14 protein-coding genes and 1 pseudogene are annotated in these 14457 nt (G+C 64.5%); 10 read left to right on the top strand and 5 right to left on the bottom strand.

The features are described 5' to 3' along the window. Nucleotides 1–15 precede the first annotated feature (15 nt). Nucleotides 16–159: a hypothetical protein gene (locus AC3WVQ_RS10010; RefSeq protein ID WP_034793319.1), complete on the bottom strand. Its 144-nt coding sequence runs from the start codon at nucleotides 157–159 to the stop codon at nucleotides 16–18. Between the two features lie 249 nt (nucleotides 160–408). On the opposite strand from AC3WVQ_RS10010, the gene AC3WVQ_RS10005 reads away from it, so the two are divergent. Further along, on the top strand, nucleotides 409–1611 hold the full coding sequence (locus AC3WVQ_RS10005) for a sensor histidine kinase (protein ID WP_110818636.1): 1203 nt from the start codon (nucleotides 409–411) through the stop codon (nucleotides 1609–1611). Nucleotides 1612–1681: 70 nt separating this feature from the next. Here AC3WVQ_RS10005 and AC3WVQ_RS10000 read toward each other — a convergent pair whose 3' ends face one another. Next, a complete protein-coding gene (locus AC3WVQ_RS10000) occupies nucleotides 1682–2386 on the bottom strand; it encodes an SDR family oxidoreductase (protein WP_034793321.1) in 705 nt (234 codons plus the stop codon). Between the two features lie 124 nt (nucleotides 2387–2510). Between AC3WVQ_RS10000 and gcvA the strand changes: the two genes are divergently transcribed. Continuing rightward, a complete protein-coding gene (gcvA, locus tag AC3WVQ_RS09995; RefSeq protein ID WP_110818635.1) occupies nucleotides 2511–3455 on the top strand; it encodes a transcriptional regulator GcvA in 945 nt (314 codons plus the stop codon). Nucleotides 3456–3462: 7 nt separating this feature from the next. On the opposite strand, the gene AC3WVQ_RS09990 is transcribed toward gcvA, so the two are convergent. Further along, on the bottom strand, nucleotides 3463–3996 hold the full coding sequence (locus AC3WVQ_RS09990; protein WP_110818634.1) for a putative immunity protein: 534 nt from the start codon (nucleotides 3994–3996) through the stop codon (nucleotides 3463–3465). A gap of 157 nt (nucleotides 3997–4153) precedes the next feature. Between AC3WVQ_RS09990 and AC3WVQ_RS09985 the strand changes: the two genes are divergently transcribed. Beyond that, a complete protein-coding gene (locus tag AC3WVQ_RS09985) occupies nucleotides 4154–5311 on the top strand; it encodes a M20 aminoacylase family protein (RefSeq protein ID WP_110818633.1) in 1158 nt (385 codons plus the stop codon). A gap of 63 nt (nucleotides 5312–5374) precedes the next feature. Here AC3WVQ_RS09985 and AC3WVQ_RS09980 read toward each other — a convergent pair. Continuing rightward, nucleotides 5375–5908 (bottom strand): annotated as a pseudogene (locus AC3WVQ_RS09980) (glutathione S-transferase family protein); the annotation flags it as partial. Nucleotides 5909–6351: 443 nt separating this feature from the next. Between AC3WVQ_RS09980 and AC3WVQ_RS09975 the strand changes: the two are divergent. The 3 genes from AC3WVQ_RS09975 to AC3WVQ_RS09965 all read left to right on the top strand — a co-directional run bounded on the left by AC3WVQ_RS09975 (nucleotide 6352) and on the right by AC3WVQ_RS09965 (nucleotide 9608). After that, a complete protein-coding gene (locus tag AC3WVQ_RS09975) occupies nucleotides 6352–7728 on the top strand; it encodes a phenylacetate--CoA ligase family protein (RefSeq protein WP_252160571.1) in 1377 nt (458 codons plus the stop codon). Nucleotides 7729–7895: 167 nt separating this feature from the next. Next, the gene (gene greA, locus AC3WVQ_RS09970; protein ID WP_090294115.1) at nucleotides 7896–8378 is read left to right on the top strand and encodes a transcription elongation factor GreA; all 483 of its coding nucleotides are present in this window, start codon (nucleotides 7896–7898) and stop codon (nucleotides 8376–8378) included. A 198-nt stretch (nucleotides 8379–8576) separates the two neighbouring features. Next, on the top strand, nucleotides 8577–9608 hold the full coding sequence (locus tag AC3WVQ_RS09965; protein ID WP_090294113.1) for a DUF3095 family protein: 1032 nt from the start codon (nucleotides 8577–8579) through the stop codon (nucleotides 9606–9608). A 127-nt stretch (nucleotides 9609–9735) separates the two neighbouring features. Here the strand turns inward: AC3WVQ_RS09965 and AC3WVQ_RS09960 are convergent, their stop codons facing one another. Beyond that, the gene (locus AC3WVQ_RS09960) at nucleotides 9736–10221 is read right to left on the bottom strand and encodes a MarR family winged helix-turn-helix transcriptional regulator (RefSeq protein ID WP_090294111.1); all 486 of its coding nucleotides are present in this window, start codon (nucleotides 10219–10221) and stop codon (nucleotides 9736–9738) included. A gap of 150 nt (nucleotides 10222–10371) precedes the next feature. Between AC3WVQ_RS09960 and AC3WVQ_RS09955 the strand changes: the two genes are divergently transcribed. The 4 genes from AC3WVQ_RS09955 to AC3WVQ_RS09940 all read left to right on the top strand — a co-directional run bounded on the left by AC3WVQ_RS09955 (nucleotide 10372) and on the right by AC3WVQ_RS09940 (nucleotide 14265). Beyond that, a complete protein-coding gene (locus AC3WVQ_RS09955) occupies nucleotides 10372–10767 on the top strand; it encodes an Ohr family peroxiredoxin (RefSeq protein WP_034793353.1) in 396 nt (131 codons plus the stop codon). Between the two features lie 240 nt (nucleotides 10768–11007). Further along, nucleotides 11008–11463, top strand: a complete 456-nt coding sequence (locus tag AC3WVQ_RS09950; protein ID WP_034793355.1) for a (2Fe-2S)-binding protein — start codon at nucleotides 11008–11010, stop codon at nucleotides 11461–11463. Nucleotides 11464–11467: 4 nt separating this feature from the next. Continuing rightward, the gene (locus tag AC3WVQ_RS09945) at nucleotides 11468–13621 is read left to right on the top strand and encodes a xanthine dehydrogenase family protein molybdopterin-binding subunit (protein WP_090294108.1); all 2154 of its coding nucleotides are present in this window, start codon (nucleotides 11468–11470) and stop codon (nucleotides 13619–13621) included. Nucleotides 13622–13623: 2 nt separating this feature from the next. Then, the gene (locus AC3WVQ_RS09940) at nucleotides 13624–14265 is read left to right on the top strand and encodes a hypothetical protein (protein WP_060583317.1); all 642 of its coding nucleotides are present in this window, start codon (nucleotides 13624–13626) and stop codon (nucleotides 14263–14265) included. The last annotated feature ends 192 nt before the right edge of the window (nucleotides 14266–14457 follow it).

Raw genomic sequence — 14457 nt, 5'->3', positions numbered from 1 at the left:
CTGTTGCCTGCGTCCTTAGTTTTCCTGAACCGAAACGCCGTCCTGGCCGATCTTGATCTCGACGCCCGGCTTCGTCTCTTCCTGGTAGACATAGATGCCGAGGCCGACGACGGCGACGGCAAGCAGGGCGATGACGAGATAGAGGCCGTTTCGGTTCATGCGGAACTCCTTTTTCGCGGTTTCGTCAGGGAAATAGGAGCTTCTCAAGGAAAGACAACGGGATAGCGACGAACATGCGCACAGAGGGTGGCCCGGCGAAGCGACTGAGGGGGCCGACTTGACCACTATGCTGGCGTCTGTGTGGCCGCGCAGGGGAACCTCAGCGCGCCCGCAGCGCCTTCTATTCCTGTGGCGTACAAAGGTTGATTTGCCTGCATTGGTTGATTTTCGCTAATTGAGGCAAATAGATTGAACGACGCGAATGACCGAATGCGGATGGTGGCCGGAACAATGGTGCTTGGAAGTTTCTACCGAAAAACCTTCGACATGGACCATTCGGACACGAGCGCCGCGGCGTTCTTCTCACGCGTGATCAAGCTCGTGCTCTCCTTCTGGGCGGCCGAGTTCTTCATGACCGGCGGGCTCTGGGTGGTGCTGGGCGTCAATCCGGTCGACTACGCGCCGATCAAGCTCGTGGTGTCGCTGGTTTGCGTGCTGATCACGCTGATGATTTCGCACATCGTGGCGATGATGCGCGCGCGGAACATCGCAGCCCAGGTTTTCGTGTCGGCCGTCCTGTCCATTCTGGCGTCGACGGTTGCAACCACCATCGACTATCACCTGTTCACCTATGTGAAGCCCGCAGTCGGTGTCGACTATACGATCGAGAACTTCTGCTACACGCTGTTTTACGGCGTCTCGCTGTTCTTCGGCTGGTCCTGCTTCTTCATCGCCTACATGTACAATCTGAAGGTCCGGGCGCAGGAGCGCCGGCTGGCGATCTCGCGCGAAGAGGCGCTGACCGCGAAGATGCAGGCGCTCTACTACCAGATCAATCCGCACTTCCTGTTCAACACGCTGAACTCGATCGTCGGTCTGATCGAGGAGGGCGCCTCCTCTCAGGCGAGCCGCGTGGTGCTTTCGCTGTCGTCGTTTCTGCGAAAGACGCTGGAGATGGATCCTCTGCGGGATCTGGCGCTTTCGGAGGAACTGGCGCTGCAATCGGAATATCTGGCGATCGAGAAAGAGCGGTTCTCCGATCGCATCAGCGTCACGCTCGACATTCCGCAGGAGCTGAGAACGGCGCTGGTGCCGAGCCTGATCCTGCAGCCGCTCGTCGAGAATGCCGTGAAGCATGGGCTCGGGCGCTCGTCCGGCGATCTGAAGATCACGATCAGCGCGTCGCAGGAGGAGGACCGGCTGCAGCTTTCGGTCGACAACGTGTCCGATGCCGGCGAAGTCCTGCCGATGGTCAAGCGATCCGGGCTCGGTGTGGGGCTTGCGAATGTCGAAGAGCGTGTCAAGGCGCGCTTCCCCGAGGGCGGTTCGCTCATCGCCGGACCGGTCTCCCCGGCCCATTTCCGCGTGACCCTGACGTTGCCGTTGAGGGCACCCGCCGCCGATCGGCTTGCCGATGCTGCCATCAACGCCGCGCCGGCCGTGACGGCCTGAGCGGGGTACGACAATGGCTGGCGCGCGCCCCTGAGAGGCGCGCGACGGGAGTAAAAGGGGTGGCTCGCGTTCAGACCGAACGCGTCAGGCCGCCATCCACCTTCAGGTTCTGGCCGGTGATGTAGGCGGCACCATCAGAGGCGAGAAAGGCGACGGTGGCGGCGATCTCGGCGCTGGTGCCGTAGCGCTTCATCGGCACTGCATCGCGGCGCTCTTCGGTCGCCGGCAGGCTGTCGATCCAGCCGGGCAAAACGTTGTTCATGCGCACATTGTCGGCCGCATAGGTGTCGGCGAAGATCTTGGTGTAGGAGGCAAGACCGGCGCGGAAGACGGCGGAGGTCGGGAACATCGGCGAGGGCTCGAAGGCCCAGGCGGTGGAGATGTTGATGATCGCGCCCGCCTTCTGCTTCTGCATGATCGGCGTGACGAGGCGGACCGGGCGGATGACGTTCATCAGGTAGACGTCGAGGCCGGTGTGCCACTGCTCGTCGGTGATTTCGAGGATCTGGGCGCGCGGGCCATGGCCGGCGCTGTTGACCAGCACGTCGATCCGGCCCCATTTTTCCATGGCCGCATCGACAAGACGCTTCAGGTCGTCGTTCGACTGGTTGGAGCCGGTGATACCGATGCCGCCGAGCTCGGCGGCGAGCGCCTCGCCCTTGCCGGAGGAGGAGAGGATCGCAACCTTGTAGCCATCGGCTGCCAGACGCCTGGCGCTCTCGGCACCCATGCCTGAGCCGCCGGCGGTGATTACGGCCACTTTTTCTACTGCCATTTTACCAATCTCCTCATCCATATTCGTGGAATGCCGCTTTCGCGGGTGCTGCCATTGAAATACCATCTCCTCCATGCGACGACGAAGCAATTTCGCTTTCATATGGCAGTAGAAAAACTATCCGATGAGTGATGCACCGGGAAAGCTCCCTTCGCTGAATGGGGTGAAAGTGTTCGAGGTGGCCGCGCGTCACCTGAACTTTCGCCTCGCAGCCGAGGAGCTGGGCGTGACGCAAGGGGCCGTCGCCCAGCAGATCCGCGGGCTCGAGGCCGAGCTTGGGGTCAAACTCTTCGAGCGGTTGCCGCGCGCGCTGGCGCTGACCGGCGAGGGACGCGCCTATATCGCCGATGTCAGGCGGGCGCTGGAGATCATCGCGCGGGCGACCGACGGGCTGAAGCCCCAGCCGGTGCGGCTGACGATCAGCACCACCCCGTCCTTCGCGTCGCGATGGCTGATCCCGCGCCTGCCCGATTTCACCGCGCGGCATCCGGATCTCGACCTGCATATTCTGGCGACCGACCGCATGTCGAGCTTCCAGGCCGATGGCGTTGATCTCGCCGTGCGCTATGGGCGGCCACCCTTCGGGCCGGGGCTTGCGGTGGAACTGCTTTTCGAGCAGGAGATCGTCGCGGTCTGCAGCCCGATGCTGCTTGCCGGGCGGCCGGCGCCGAAAACCGCCGAGGAACTGGCCGGCTACACGCTGCTGCACGACGCCCATAATTTCTGGCCGGAGTTCATCGAGCGGCATTTCGGTGGCAGCCGGCAGGCCTCGTTCAAGGGCATCAGCTTCAACCAGACCTCGCACGCGATCGAGGCGGCGACGGCAGGCCAGGGGATCGTTCTTGCCAACCGCGATTTCGTCGCGCGCGATCTCGCCGAAGGGCGGCTCATCCGGCTGTTCGAGGGCTCGATGACCGGGCCCTCGGACTTCTATCTGGTCTGGCCGCGCTACCGAAAGTCGCCCAGCCTTCAAACCGTGATCGCCTGGCTCAGTGACGAGGCGAAAAAGGAGCGGGGAGGCCCGACGGATCGGGATCCTGCAAATGGGTGGCGGAGCGAGGGTTCCTGATCCGCGATCAGCGACGCAGCGCCGTGTCGAGCCGGTAGAGCAGGGCGTGAAAGGCGCCTTTGCTGGGCTTTCGTCCCGGCAACTTGCCGACGATGCCTCGGATTTCCGTCGATGCGAGCGCGATCAGCTGCCGGAGTTCCGTTTCGGTGGCGGCTGCCTCGTCGGCTGTTCCGATCGACAGCGCCTGGATGGCGTAGGCGGCGGGGCCGAGCACATGGTTGATCTGGTGCGGCGTCTCGATCGGGTGGGTGTAGGGCGCACCGGCCGCAGCAATGGCCGCGCGGGCGGCAGCCTTGGCAGCGGGATCGTCAACCGCGCGCGCCGCTGCCTGGGCGCCCCAGGCGGCTTTGCGCAAGACGGCCGTGCGCGGACCGCCCTCGGCAAAGGCGACAGCCGCGGCGATCGCCTCGCGCGGCCGGGTATCGCCCGGTACCGCCGCCTCGAAGACCGGCAGGGCGCGGGCGGCGCAGAGGATCGCCCAGCGGGTGATGTGGCGCAGGTCGTCTTCGGTCAGGAGCGGTGGTGGGGCTTCGTCGGTCATGGGGTGCTCATGGTGAACAGGCCGAATGCATATCATGCGGTCGCCACGTGACAAGCCGACCGGTTGTATGGAGGGCGCAGGTTGCATCCCTTCACAAACGCCATATCTTTCACCGCCGAGCCATTTGCAGCCGCAAGCTCAGGAAAAGGGAGGCTCCATGCCGGCCGTCGGTTCCGATTATGGCGATGTCGTTGCCTGGCGGCGCGACATTCATGCCCATCCGGAGTTGCAGTTCGACGTCCACAGGACGGCGGAGCTCGTGCGTTCCAAACTCGCCGCGTTCGGATGCGACGAGGTCGTGACCGGCATCGGTCGGACGGGCGTCGTGGGCGTTATCCACGGCCAGAAGCGGTCGAGCGGCAGGGTGATTGGCCAGCGGGCGGATATGGATGCCTTGCCAATCGAGGAGGCGACAGGGGCCGCCTGGTCGTCAAGGACAACGGGCGTCATGCACGCCTGCGGTCATGACGGCCACACGGCGATGTTGCTGGGGGCCGCGCGGGAATTGGCCGAGGCGCGAGCATTTGACGGCACGGCCGTGGTCGTCTTTCAGCCGGCCGAAGAGGGCGGCGGCGGTGGCAAGGCCATGATCGACGATGGCCTTATGGAGCGTTTCGGAATCAACGAGATCTATGCCATGCACACGGAGCCCGGTTTGCCGATCGGGCAGTTTGCCACCGCTTGTGGACCTCTGGCCGCTTCGGCCGATGGCTTCAGGATCAGGATCGACGGCAAGGGCGCACATGGCGCTTCCCCGCACGTCAGCGTCGATCCGCTGGTGGTCGGCGCCAACATACTTCTGGCCTTGCAGACGATCGTTTCCCGCAACGTCCATCCGCGTCAGTGTGCCGTGGTCACGGTCGGCTGGATGGCAGGAGGCAAGGCCGGCAACGTCATCCCCCAATCGGCCGAGATGGGCGGGACGGCCAGGACCTACGATCCCGGCACGAGAGACCTGATAGAGGCGCGCGTTACCTCCATCGCGCAACGGATTGCCGAGGCCTACGGAGCCAGCGCCACGGTCACCTACAAACGCATGTTTCCGCCGACCGTGAACCATGGCAGCGAGACCGCCTTTGCCGTCAGCGTGGCGCGATCCCTGGTCGGAGACGCGCACGTCAACGACGCTCTGGAGCCGCTGATGGGCTCGGAGGACTTTGCCTTCATGCTCGAAGCGCGCCCAGGCAACATCATGCTGATCGGCAATGGCGACAGCGCGTCGGTGCATGATGCGCGGTTCGATTTCAATGACGATGCCATTCCTTTCGGCGTGGCCTATTTCAGGGCCATCGTGGAGGGCAGAATGCCGCTCTGAGCGGTCGGCCGGATGTCCATCGCGCTGCGGCTGCAGCGACGACATCAACGAGGTTTCCTGCCCTCAACGCTCCCAGCCCTCGGTAAACGGAAAGCGTTCCGCCCAGAGCGTCGCGAGCTTCGGATCGGTATCGACGCGGCGGACGATGTCGGCAAGGGTCGGGGCGACCTCGTAGAAGCGGCGGCGGCCGGGTGACCAGCGCGAGGCAGTGGCGACGTAGAGGTCGAGGACCGACAGTTCATCGCCGAGAAGGTATTTGCCCGGTTGCAGTTCCGCGCCCATTCGCTGCCAGCAATGGGCGACGCGGTCGAACACGCGGGCCTTGACGGTTGCGTGGTCTTCTTCCCGTTCGGCGATGCGGGACGGGTCGTCGGTGATCCAATAGAGCGCGTAGATGGCGGCGGATACGAAGGTCATCCATCGGAGAAACGCCGGTCGTCTTGCGTCGGTCACCGCCGGTGCCAGCCGGGCCTCGGGATAGGCATCGGCGAGCCAGATCAGGATCGCGGCACTTTCGGTCATCAGTTCGCCGGTCGGGAGTGCGAGGGCCGGAACCTGGCACAGGGGATTGATGCGCGCCAGCCTGTCCGCCTCCTGCTTTTCCTTCCCAGGGGGCGTGTTCCTCGACGCGGTAGGGCACGCCGATGAGGCTCAAAACGGCCTCGATCGGAACCGATCCTGAGCCTGAGGCTCCGTAGACGACAAACGGCTCGGCCAACTGCTTTTCTCCTCCTGATCGCGCCGCGACGAATCCGGCCGAAGCCTGGTCGCCCTGCGTCGAGACTGGGGCGGGGCGGCTTTTTCGCGTTGCAGCCGCATAGATCCCCGCTTTCGCGATACAATCAAGGCCCTGAGGTGCAATTGGACGTTTCGCCGCAAATCCCGGTTGCAGCGGGCAGGCGGGCCGATTCCGCTTTCCGCGGCAAGGGGCTCCGATTCCATCTGCCGGAGCGACGGTTCGTCCGCATGCCGACGTTTTGACCGTGCCCGGTTGCAGTTGGCGCGGTTCCAGGCTGAAGCAGGACACGAGGATTGATCCGATGTCTCCAGTCACCGCCGCGTCTCCGACGCTCGATCGCGACCTTCTGCTGAAGACGGCACGGGAGCGTCTGCTACGCTCGGAATGGTCGCGGGAGTTGTTGCGATCGTTTCAAGGCGGCACGCTGCAATCCGCCCTGAAGCATGCGGTCAGTGCGTCACCCTACTATCGCGAAACCATTGGCGACCGCTTGGCGCAGGGGGCCGCACTCAAGGACCTGCCCGTGCTGACGAAGCGGGCGCTTATGGAGAATTTCGACCGGATCGTTACCGACCTGAGGCTGAGCCGGCAACTGGTCGAGGGGCACCTCAGTGGACAGTCTTCCGGCTCGCTTCTGCTTGGTGAATACAGAGCCGTTGCCACGGGCGGCACGACCGGCGAGCGTGGGGTCGCGGTCTTCGATCCCGCAGCCTGGCTATCGGCCATCGCCAACATGGTACGTTTCCAGGCGATCGTCGGCATCGACGAGACGACGCGCAGTGTTGCCATATTCGCCTCGTCGCCGGTCCATATTTCCTACCATATCGGCGTGGAGCTTCGGGCGTTGAGGCCGCCGGCGCCCCGGCTCAACGTGCTGATGCCGATCGAGGAGATCGTGGAGGGCCTCAACCTGAACCAGCCCGAGGTGATCTCGACCTATCCGTCCTTCGTGCGCGTCCTGGTGGGCGAGCAGCAGGCGGGGCGGCTGAGGATCAGGCCGCGGCTTTTCCGAACCAGTGCCGAGACGCTGACGGAGGAGGTGCGCGAGCTTGCGGCCGAGACCTGGCAGGCGGCCATCGCCGACAGCTATGTCTGCACCGAGGCGGGACCCATGGGCCACGAATGCTTGCTTGGCGACGGGCTGCATCTCGCCGAAGACAGCTTCGTCTTCGAGGTGGTGGACGGAGACGACCGCCCGGTACCCGACGGCGTGGAGGGCGCGAAGCTGCTGGTGACGACCCTTGCCAATCGCGCGCTGCCGCTGGTGCGCTACGAGATCTCCGACATCGTGGCGATGGCGACCGAGCCGTGCCGCTGCGGCCTGCCGTTCTGGCGGATCGGGTCGATTGCCGGACGAAGAGAAGAGACGCTGCGGCTGCCCAGGCGCGGTGGCGGAACGGTCAATGTGCACGCCCACCGGCTTCGCTCGCCGCTGACGGGTGCGGCCGGGGTGCGGCAATTCCAGTTCGTGCAACTGCCGGATGGTCTGGAAATCGCGATCGCCGTGTTTGAAGGCGCCGATGCGGCCGCCGTCCACGCTGCCGTCGAACTGGGCGTGCGTGCGGCACTCGAGGCGGTGGAAGCCGAACCCGCGGAGTTCCGTGTGCGGGTGGTGGATGCGATCGCGCGTTCGGGCGGCGGCGCGAAGCAAAAGCTGGTGGTCTCCGGCGGCGACTAGGAGAGGGCAGGATGCACGCGTGGTGCAATCGCGGCCCGGCTTCGGCCACGCGGCAGGAGATGGACATTCCGGTGGCTGGCGGGCGGGCAAGCGGCTTATAGTGTTGATAGGCCGGTCCGGGGCCGATATGAAGCCGGCCTCTTGCCCGCGATACGGAGTTTTGAAGATTGAGCGTTGCCTTCACCAAGGAAGAAAGTGCCGAAACCGCCGCCGAAACGTTGCTGCCGGACCGGGCGGTTTCGCCGCATCCGAACCTGGTGACAAAGGCGGGGCTGACGGCGCTGGAGGCCCAGATGCAGGAGGCGCGAGTCGCCTATGAAGCGGCAGCCACGATCGACGACGTGAACGAAAAGCGGCGGCAGCAGGCGGGACCCTTGCGGGACGTGCGCTATCTCTCCGAACGGCTGCGCACCGCACAGCTGATGCCCGAACCTGCCTCCAACGAGATCGTCGCCTTTGGCAGCACGGTGACCTTCAGCCGGGACGACGGGCGGGTACAAAAATACCGGATCGTCGGCGAGGACGAGGCAGACCCCAAGACGGGATCGATCTCCTATGTCTCGCCGGTGGCACGCATCCTCATGGGCAAGGCAGTGGGCGACCTCGTCACGGTCGGCGACCAGGAACTCGAGGTCGTGGCGATTTCCTGACCTTTAAGCGTATCGGCTTGATCGCTTGGATTAGTAGCTATTATTATCGTATCCGATTTAATAGCGTCATCTTGACATTCTGCTGTTGCTCGGTATTTATATCGCGTCCGATCTAATTGGCGGTGCCGGATGATCGGAGGCGCTTGCCGGAGCAGGCGGCCAAGAGGTTTGCTCGGTTCGTCGGTACGGAGAATGGACATGCACAACACTGGTGACGCTACGCCCGTTCGCGCCTATCGCGAGTTTTCCCGCGTGCTCGATCCCGATGTCTACGAGCCGCTGCCGGACGACTGGCTGATCGGCATCACCGACGTCGTGAATTCCACCGGCGCGATCCGGGCCGGGCGCTACGAGGACGTCAACTATGTCGGCGCTTCGGTGATTGCCGCCATCGGCAATGCGCGCGGCGATTTCGATTTTCCCTTCGTGTTTCGCGGCGATGGCGCGGCCTTTGCGCTGGCGCCCGGCGGGGCGACAATGGCAGCTTCGGCGCTGCGGCAGCTCGCCGCCTTCGCAAGGGACCGGTTTGGTCTCGATTTGCGCGTCGGCCTGCTGACGGTCCGGGATATCAGGGACCATGGCCAGGATGTGCGCATCGCCCGCTATGCCGCATCGGAAAACGCGACCTATGCGATGTTTGCCGGCGGTGGGCTTAAATGGGCGGAGCGGCAGCTGAAGCAGGGGCGCTACCTGCTTTCGCCGGAAAGCCATGGAGCCGAACCGGATCTGACCGGCCTTGCCTGCGAATGGCGGCCGTTTCCAAGCCGGCAGGGGCAGATCCTGTCGCTGCTGGCCGAACCCGCCGACGACGTGACGCCCGAGCGCTTTGCCGCCGTGGCGCGCGCGGTGATCGCTGTCTTCGATCAAGGGCCGCGGCAGTCGCATCCTCTGCCGGAGGAAATGGGTGTGCCGAAGGACGCGCGGGTGCGGGTTGCGCCCGAGCGCTGGGCGGGAGTGGCCGCCAGTTCCGATTTTCGCAAATATGACGACGGCCTGCGCCTGACGGTGGATTGCACGACGGAGCAGATCGACCGCATCGAGGCGATCCTTGCGGCCGCCAAGGCGCGGGGCGAGGTGATCTTCGGGCTGCATCGGCAGAGCCACGCGCTGATGACCTGCCTTGTGCCGTCGGCGCGACCGGATGCGCACTTACATTTTCTTGACGGCATGGACGGCGGTTACGCCAAAGCGGCGGAAATGATGGTGCCGCGTGAGCGCTTGAGTGCCTGATCCGGCCAAGCGGCAAGGACGGCGGAGAGCCGCCCTTGCGCGTGATGCTGGCCGCTCCAATCGCCGTGCCGGCCTTTGCGCGAGCGATAATCGCGGCAGCGGCAGGCGGGCGTTTCAGCGACCTTCACTATTTCCGGTTTCCGGGCTGACCAGCGCCTAGCAGGTTGTCGCGCAGCTTTGCCACTGATTGCTGCACCGTCTCAAAGTCGTCACCGAGGCCGATCACGTCGGTCAGCGCCGCACCCGGCTCGGCATCCACCACCGCCTGGCCGGCCGGCGTCAGCGTCAGCCGCACCTGGCGTTCGTCTGCGGGATCGCGGCGCCGCTGAAGGTAACCGTCAGCCTCGAGCTTCTTCAGGATCGGCGTCAGCGTGTTCGATTCCAGAAAGAGCTTTTCACCAAGCGTGCTCACCGTCTGGTCGTCCTCTTCCGACAGCGCCACGAGGGTCACGTATTGGGTATAGGTGAGGCCCAGCTTGTCGAGCAGGGGCTTATAGGCGCGGCCGAAGGCAAGATTTGCCGAGTAGATCGCAAAGCACAGGAAGTTCGAAAGCTTCCTGGCGCCCTTGGCCGATGCAGTGCCAGGGTCCTTGGCAGTCTTGGACGTGGACATGGGAATCTTTTTTCCTTTTCGTTGTCTGCACTTAATATAAATCGCATCCGATTAAATCGCAATGGTGTTGACGGTGTCTCACGCTTCATCTATAAACATCGCATCCGATTAAAGCGGATCCGATAAAAAATCAAACAGAGAGGAAATGACATGACCGAGAAGCTTCTTTTCACCGGCAAGACCCACAACACCAGCGGCCGCGACGGCGGCACCATCAGCCAAGACGGCACTTTGGAACTCAAGCTCACCCAGCCGCATCCGGCCGCGGAAAACCTGTTCGGTGCCGCCTGGTCGGCCTGTTACCTGGGAGCGATCGAGCTCGCAGCGCTGCAGCGCAAGGTGAAGCTCCCGGCCGGGCCGCAGGTCGATACCGAGATCGATCTCAACGTCAACGACGGCTCCTATTTCCTGCGTGCCCGCCTGAACGTTCGCCTGGATGGTCTCGACCGCGACGTTGCGCACGACATCATCCACGCCGCCCATGATATCTGCCCTTACTCCAAGGCAGTGCGCGGCAACATCGACGTCGAGACCAATCTCCTCTGATTTCGGCTTAAAAAAAACTATTGATATCATCGGGATGTGCCTGAGCTGGTCACCAGCCGCGGCGCATCCCGATTTCGTTTCAGCAGCGCTCGTTCCTCTACGCATGGCGTCCGGCGGCGGCGGCGGAGGGATTTTCCCGACGGGACCTCACAAGAATGTAATTTGGCCGATCGTCGCCCTTGTTGGTATTTTCGCGCCTTCGCATGTACAGGGGAGCGGCCCTGAGGGGCCGATGGTCGCATGCCTTACAACCTCACGGTCAATGGAAAGAGCTATGCCGTCGATGTGGACGGCGATATCCCTCTGCTCTGGGTCCTGCGCGACACGATAGGGCTTACCGGAACCAAATTCGGCTGCGGCATCGCCATGTGCGGCGCCTGCACGGTGCATGTCGACGGGCAGGCGGCGCGCTCCTGCGTGATGCCGGTGTCAGAGGCGGCGGAGAAACCGATCACCACGATCGAGGCGATCGGCGACACGCCCGAGGGCAAACGGGTGCAGCAGGCCTGGCTCGACATCGACGTGGTGCAGTGCGGCTACTGTCAATCCGGGCAGATCATGTCGGCGACCGCGCTCATTGCCGCCAATCCCACGCCGACCGACGACGACATCGATGCCGTCATGGCCGGAAACATCTGTCGTTGCGGCACCTATCCGCGCATTCGTGCAGCCATCAAGCTTGCGGCGCGGGGGTGATGCCATGTCCATCTTCGACAGAACGAACCTTTCCTTATCGCGCCGCCAGCTTCTGATCGGCGCATCGCTGACCGGCGCGGGGCTGGTGATCGGCTTCAGGCCGCAGGCGGCCGTCGCGGCGGGCGAGCCCTTTTCGCCGAACGCCTTCATCCGCATTCCCCAGGAAGGCAAGATCACCTTTGTCATGCCCTCGGTGGAAATGGGGCAGGGCATCTATACGGCGGTCGCGATGATGCTTGCCGAAGAGCTGGAGGTCGGGCTCCACCAGGTGGTGCTGGAACATGCGCCGGCCGACCCCAAGCAATATGCCAATCCGCTGCTGGGCGACCAGATCACCGGCGGTTCCTTTGCGATCCGCGGTGTCTACGAGCAGATGCGCAAGGCGGGTGCTGCGGCCCGCATCATGCTCATCGGCGCTGCGGCGCGCGACTGGGGCGTTTCGCCGGACGCCTGCAAGGCCGAGGCGGGACATGTGGTCGAGACCGCCGGCAGCCGGCGCGCCGCCTATGGCAGCCTGATTGCGGCTGCGGCCTCTGAAGTCGTGCCGCAGGAGGTCCCGCTGAAGCCGGCGTCCAGCTACCGGGTGATCGGCAAGCCGGTGCATCGTCTCGACAGCCCGGAGAAGGTGAACGGCACGGCGAAATTCGGCATCGATGCCCGCCCGGATGGCGTCTCCTATGCGGCGATCGCGATCTGTCCGCACTTCAACGGCAAGCTGCGCTCAGTCGACGAGGCCCCGGCCATGGCGATCAAGGGCGTCAGCCAGGTGGTCCGCATCGAGGAGGCCGTCGCGGTCGTCGCCAACAATACCGGCGCTGCGCGGAAGGGGCTCGCGGCCCTTTCGATCGAATGGGATCCGGGGCCGAGCGCCTCGGTTTCGCAAGCCGAACTCGAGCACCTCATGGATGCGGCGATCGACGGCAAGGCCCTGCCGCATGTCAGCGAAGGCGATGTCGCCAAGGCCGAGGCCGAGCATGGGCCGGTGCACGAATTCGTCTACCGCATGCCGATCCTGACCCATTCCGCCATGGAGCCGATGAATTGCACCGTGCATGTGCGCCCCGATGGCTGCGAGGTCTGGGTGGGGACGCAGATCATGAGCCGGGCACGGCAGGCGGCGGCCGACGTGACCGGCCTGCCGGTCGAAAAGGTGGTCGTGCACAACCACTTGCTCGGCGGCGGCTTTGGCCGCAGGCTCGATGTCGACGGCGTGATCCTCGCGACGAAGATCGCCAAGCAGGTGAAGGGCCCGGTGAAAGTGACCTGGAGCCGGGAGGAGGACATCCGTCACGACTGCTATCGTTACCTCAACTACAGCAAGGTGACGGCGACGCTCGGGGCCGACGGCATGCCGGTCTCCTGGCGGCACCGGGTCATCGGCCCGTCGGTCATGGCGCGCTGGTTCCCGGGCTTTACCAAGGACGGTGTCGACCTCGACCAGATGGCAGGGGCCGAAACGCCCTATGCGATCGAAAACAGGCAGACCGATTTTGCCCGCCAGGAGGCGCCGGATGGCATGCTCACCGGTAACTGGCGTGGTGTCGGCGCCACCCGCAACATTCCCCCGGTCGAATGCGGAATCGACGAACTGGCGGAACTGGCGGGCATCGATCCGCTCGAATACCGGCGGCGGCTGCTGCAGCACAAGCCGCGGCTGCTCGGCGCGCTCGACCTTGCAGCCGAGAAGGCCGGCTGGTCGACCCCGCTTGCCAAGGGCAGGGGGCGGGGTATCGCGGTTGCCGAGGATTTCGGCAGCTTCGCGGCGATGGTCGCCGAAGTCAGCCTCGACGGGAGCGGCAGGTTCAAGACCGAGCGTATCGTCTGCGCGGTCGATTGCGGCCAGGTGATCAACCCGGACACGGTCGAAGCGCAGATCCAGAGCGGCGTCGTCTACGGCCTGAGTGCGGCACTTTACGGGCGCATCACCGTCGAAAACGGCGCGGTGGTCGAAGGTAATTTCGACGATGCGCCTGTCCTGCGCATTCACGAGACGCCGCCGATCGAGGTGCATATCGTGCCGAGCGCCGAGGCGCCCGGCGGCATCGGCGAGGTGGGCACGCCCGGCGTGGCGCCGGCGCTTCTGAACGCGATCTTCATGGCGACCGGCAAGCGGCTCAGAACCCTGCCGATCGACCAGGGCGACCTGAGGAGGGTGTGACCATGAACAGGCCCGCTCTTGCTCTCTCGCTTGCATCCGCGCTCGTGGCCGCAGGTCTCATCGCCACTTTCGAGCCGGTCAGCGGTTTTGCCGAAACCGCCAGCGGCGGCGCCTTGAAAGGCGCGGCCGACTTTGCCTCGATCACCGACGCGCGCCAGCGCTCGAAGGCGATCTTTGCCGAGGCGAGCCGGGTGCTCACCCATCCGCGCTGCATCAACTGTCACCCGGCAACGCGCAGCCCGACGCAGGGCGAGGACATGCACCCGCATGTGCCACTGATGATCGCCGCCGACAGTTCGATGGGGCCGGCCGGCCTTGCCTGCAGCACCTGCCACGGCGCGGAGAACCGGGCGATCGTCGGCAGCCGGCTGAAATCCATCCCCGGCAACGCCCATTGGCAGCTGGCGCCCGAAAGCATGGCCTGGCAGGGCCTCACCGTTCGCGAGATCTGCGAACAGGTGAAGGACACCGAGCGTAACGGCAACCGCTCCCATGCCGATCTCATCAAGCACATGGGCGAGGATCACCTGGTCGGCTGGGCCTGGCATCCGGGTGAGGGCCGCAGCGCGCCGCCCGGTTCGCAACCGGAGTTCGCCGCGCTGATCACGGCCTGGGTGGATACCGGCGCGGAATGTCCGGACTGAGCGGAAGCTCATGTCCGGACTGAGCGGAAGCTCAAGTTTGGGCTAAGCGGATTGGATTGCCGGCGAGCGCTGTATCAGCCTGTCGAAGCGCGTGCCGCGCACGGCGTCATGCAATCTTCAGCAGCCTTCGCCAGGCCTGCTGCAAGATTGGATTTGATGCGGCCAAGTAACTGTAAACAACTGAAAATTGCA

The organism is Ensifer sp. EB106-05-01-XG146 (assembly GCF_058791875.1).
The sequence above is the reverse complement of the archived record's forward strand: the minus strand, read 5'-3'. Positions and strand labels throughout refer to the sequence as shown.

Coding starts and splice junctions, on each gene's coding strand:
- AC3WVQ_RS10010 (WP_034793319.1), bottom strand. CDS start 159: ATGAACCGAAACGGCCTCTATCTCGTCATCGCCCTGCTTGCCGTCGCC.
- AC3WVQ_RS10000 (WP_034793321.1), bottom strand. CDS start 2,386: ATGGCAGTAGAAAAAGTGGCCGTAATCACCGCCGGCGGCTCAGGCATG.
- gcvA (WP_110818635.1), top strand. CDS start 2,511: ATGAGTGATGCACCGGGAAAGCTCCCTTCGCTGAATGGGGTGAAAGTG.
- AC3WVQ_RS09990 (WP_110818634.1), bottom strand. CDS start 3,996: ATGACCGACGAAGCCCCACCACCGCTCCTGACCGAAGACGACCTGCGC.
- AC3WVQ_RS09985 (WP_110818633.1), top strand. CDS start 4,154: ATGCCGGCCGTCGGTTCCGATTATGGCGATGTCGTTGCCTGGCGGCGC.
- AC3WVQ_RS09975 (WP_252160571.1), top strand. CDS start 6,352: ATGTCTCCAGTCACCGCCGCGTCTCCGACGCTCGATCGCGACCTTCTG.
- AC3WVQ_RS09965 (WP_090294113.1), top strand. CDS start 8,577: ATGCACAACACTGGTGACGCTACGCCCGTTCGCGCCTATCGCGAGTTT.
- AC3WVQ_RS09960 (WP_090294111.1), bottom strand. CDS start 10,221: ATGTCCACGTCCAAGACTGCCAAGGACCCTGGCACTGCATCGGCCAAG.
- AC3WVQ_RS09955 (WP_034793353.1), top strand. CDS start 10,372: ATGACCGAGAAGCTTCTTTTCACCGGCAAGACCCACAACACCAGCGGC.
- AC3WVQ_RS09950 (WP_034793355.1), top strand. CDS start 11,008: ATGCCTTACAACCTCACGGTCAATGGAAAGAGCTATGCCGTCGATGTG.
- AC3WVQ_RS09945 (WP_090294108.1), top strand. CDS start 11,468: ATGTCCATCTTCGACAGAACGAACCTTTCCTTATCGCGCCGCCAGCTT.
- AC3WVQ_RS09940 (WP_060583317.1), top strand. CDS start 13,624: ATGAACAGGCCCGCTCTTGCTCTCTCGCTTGCATCCGCGCTCGTGGCC.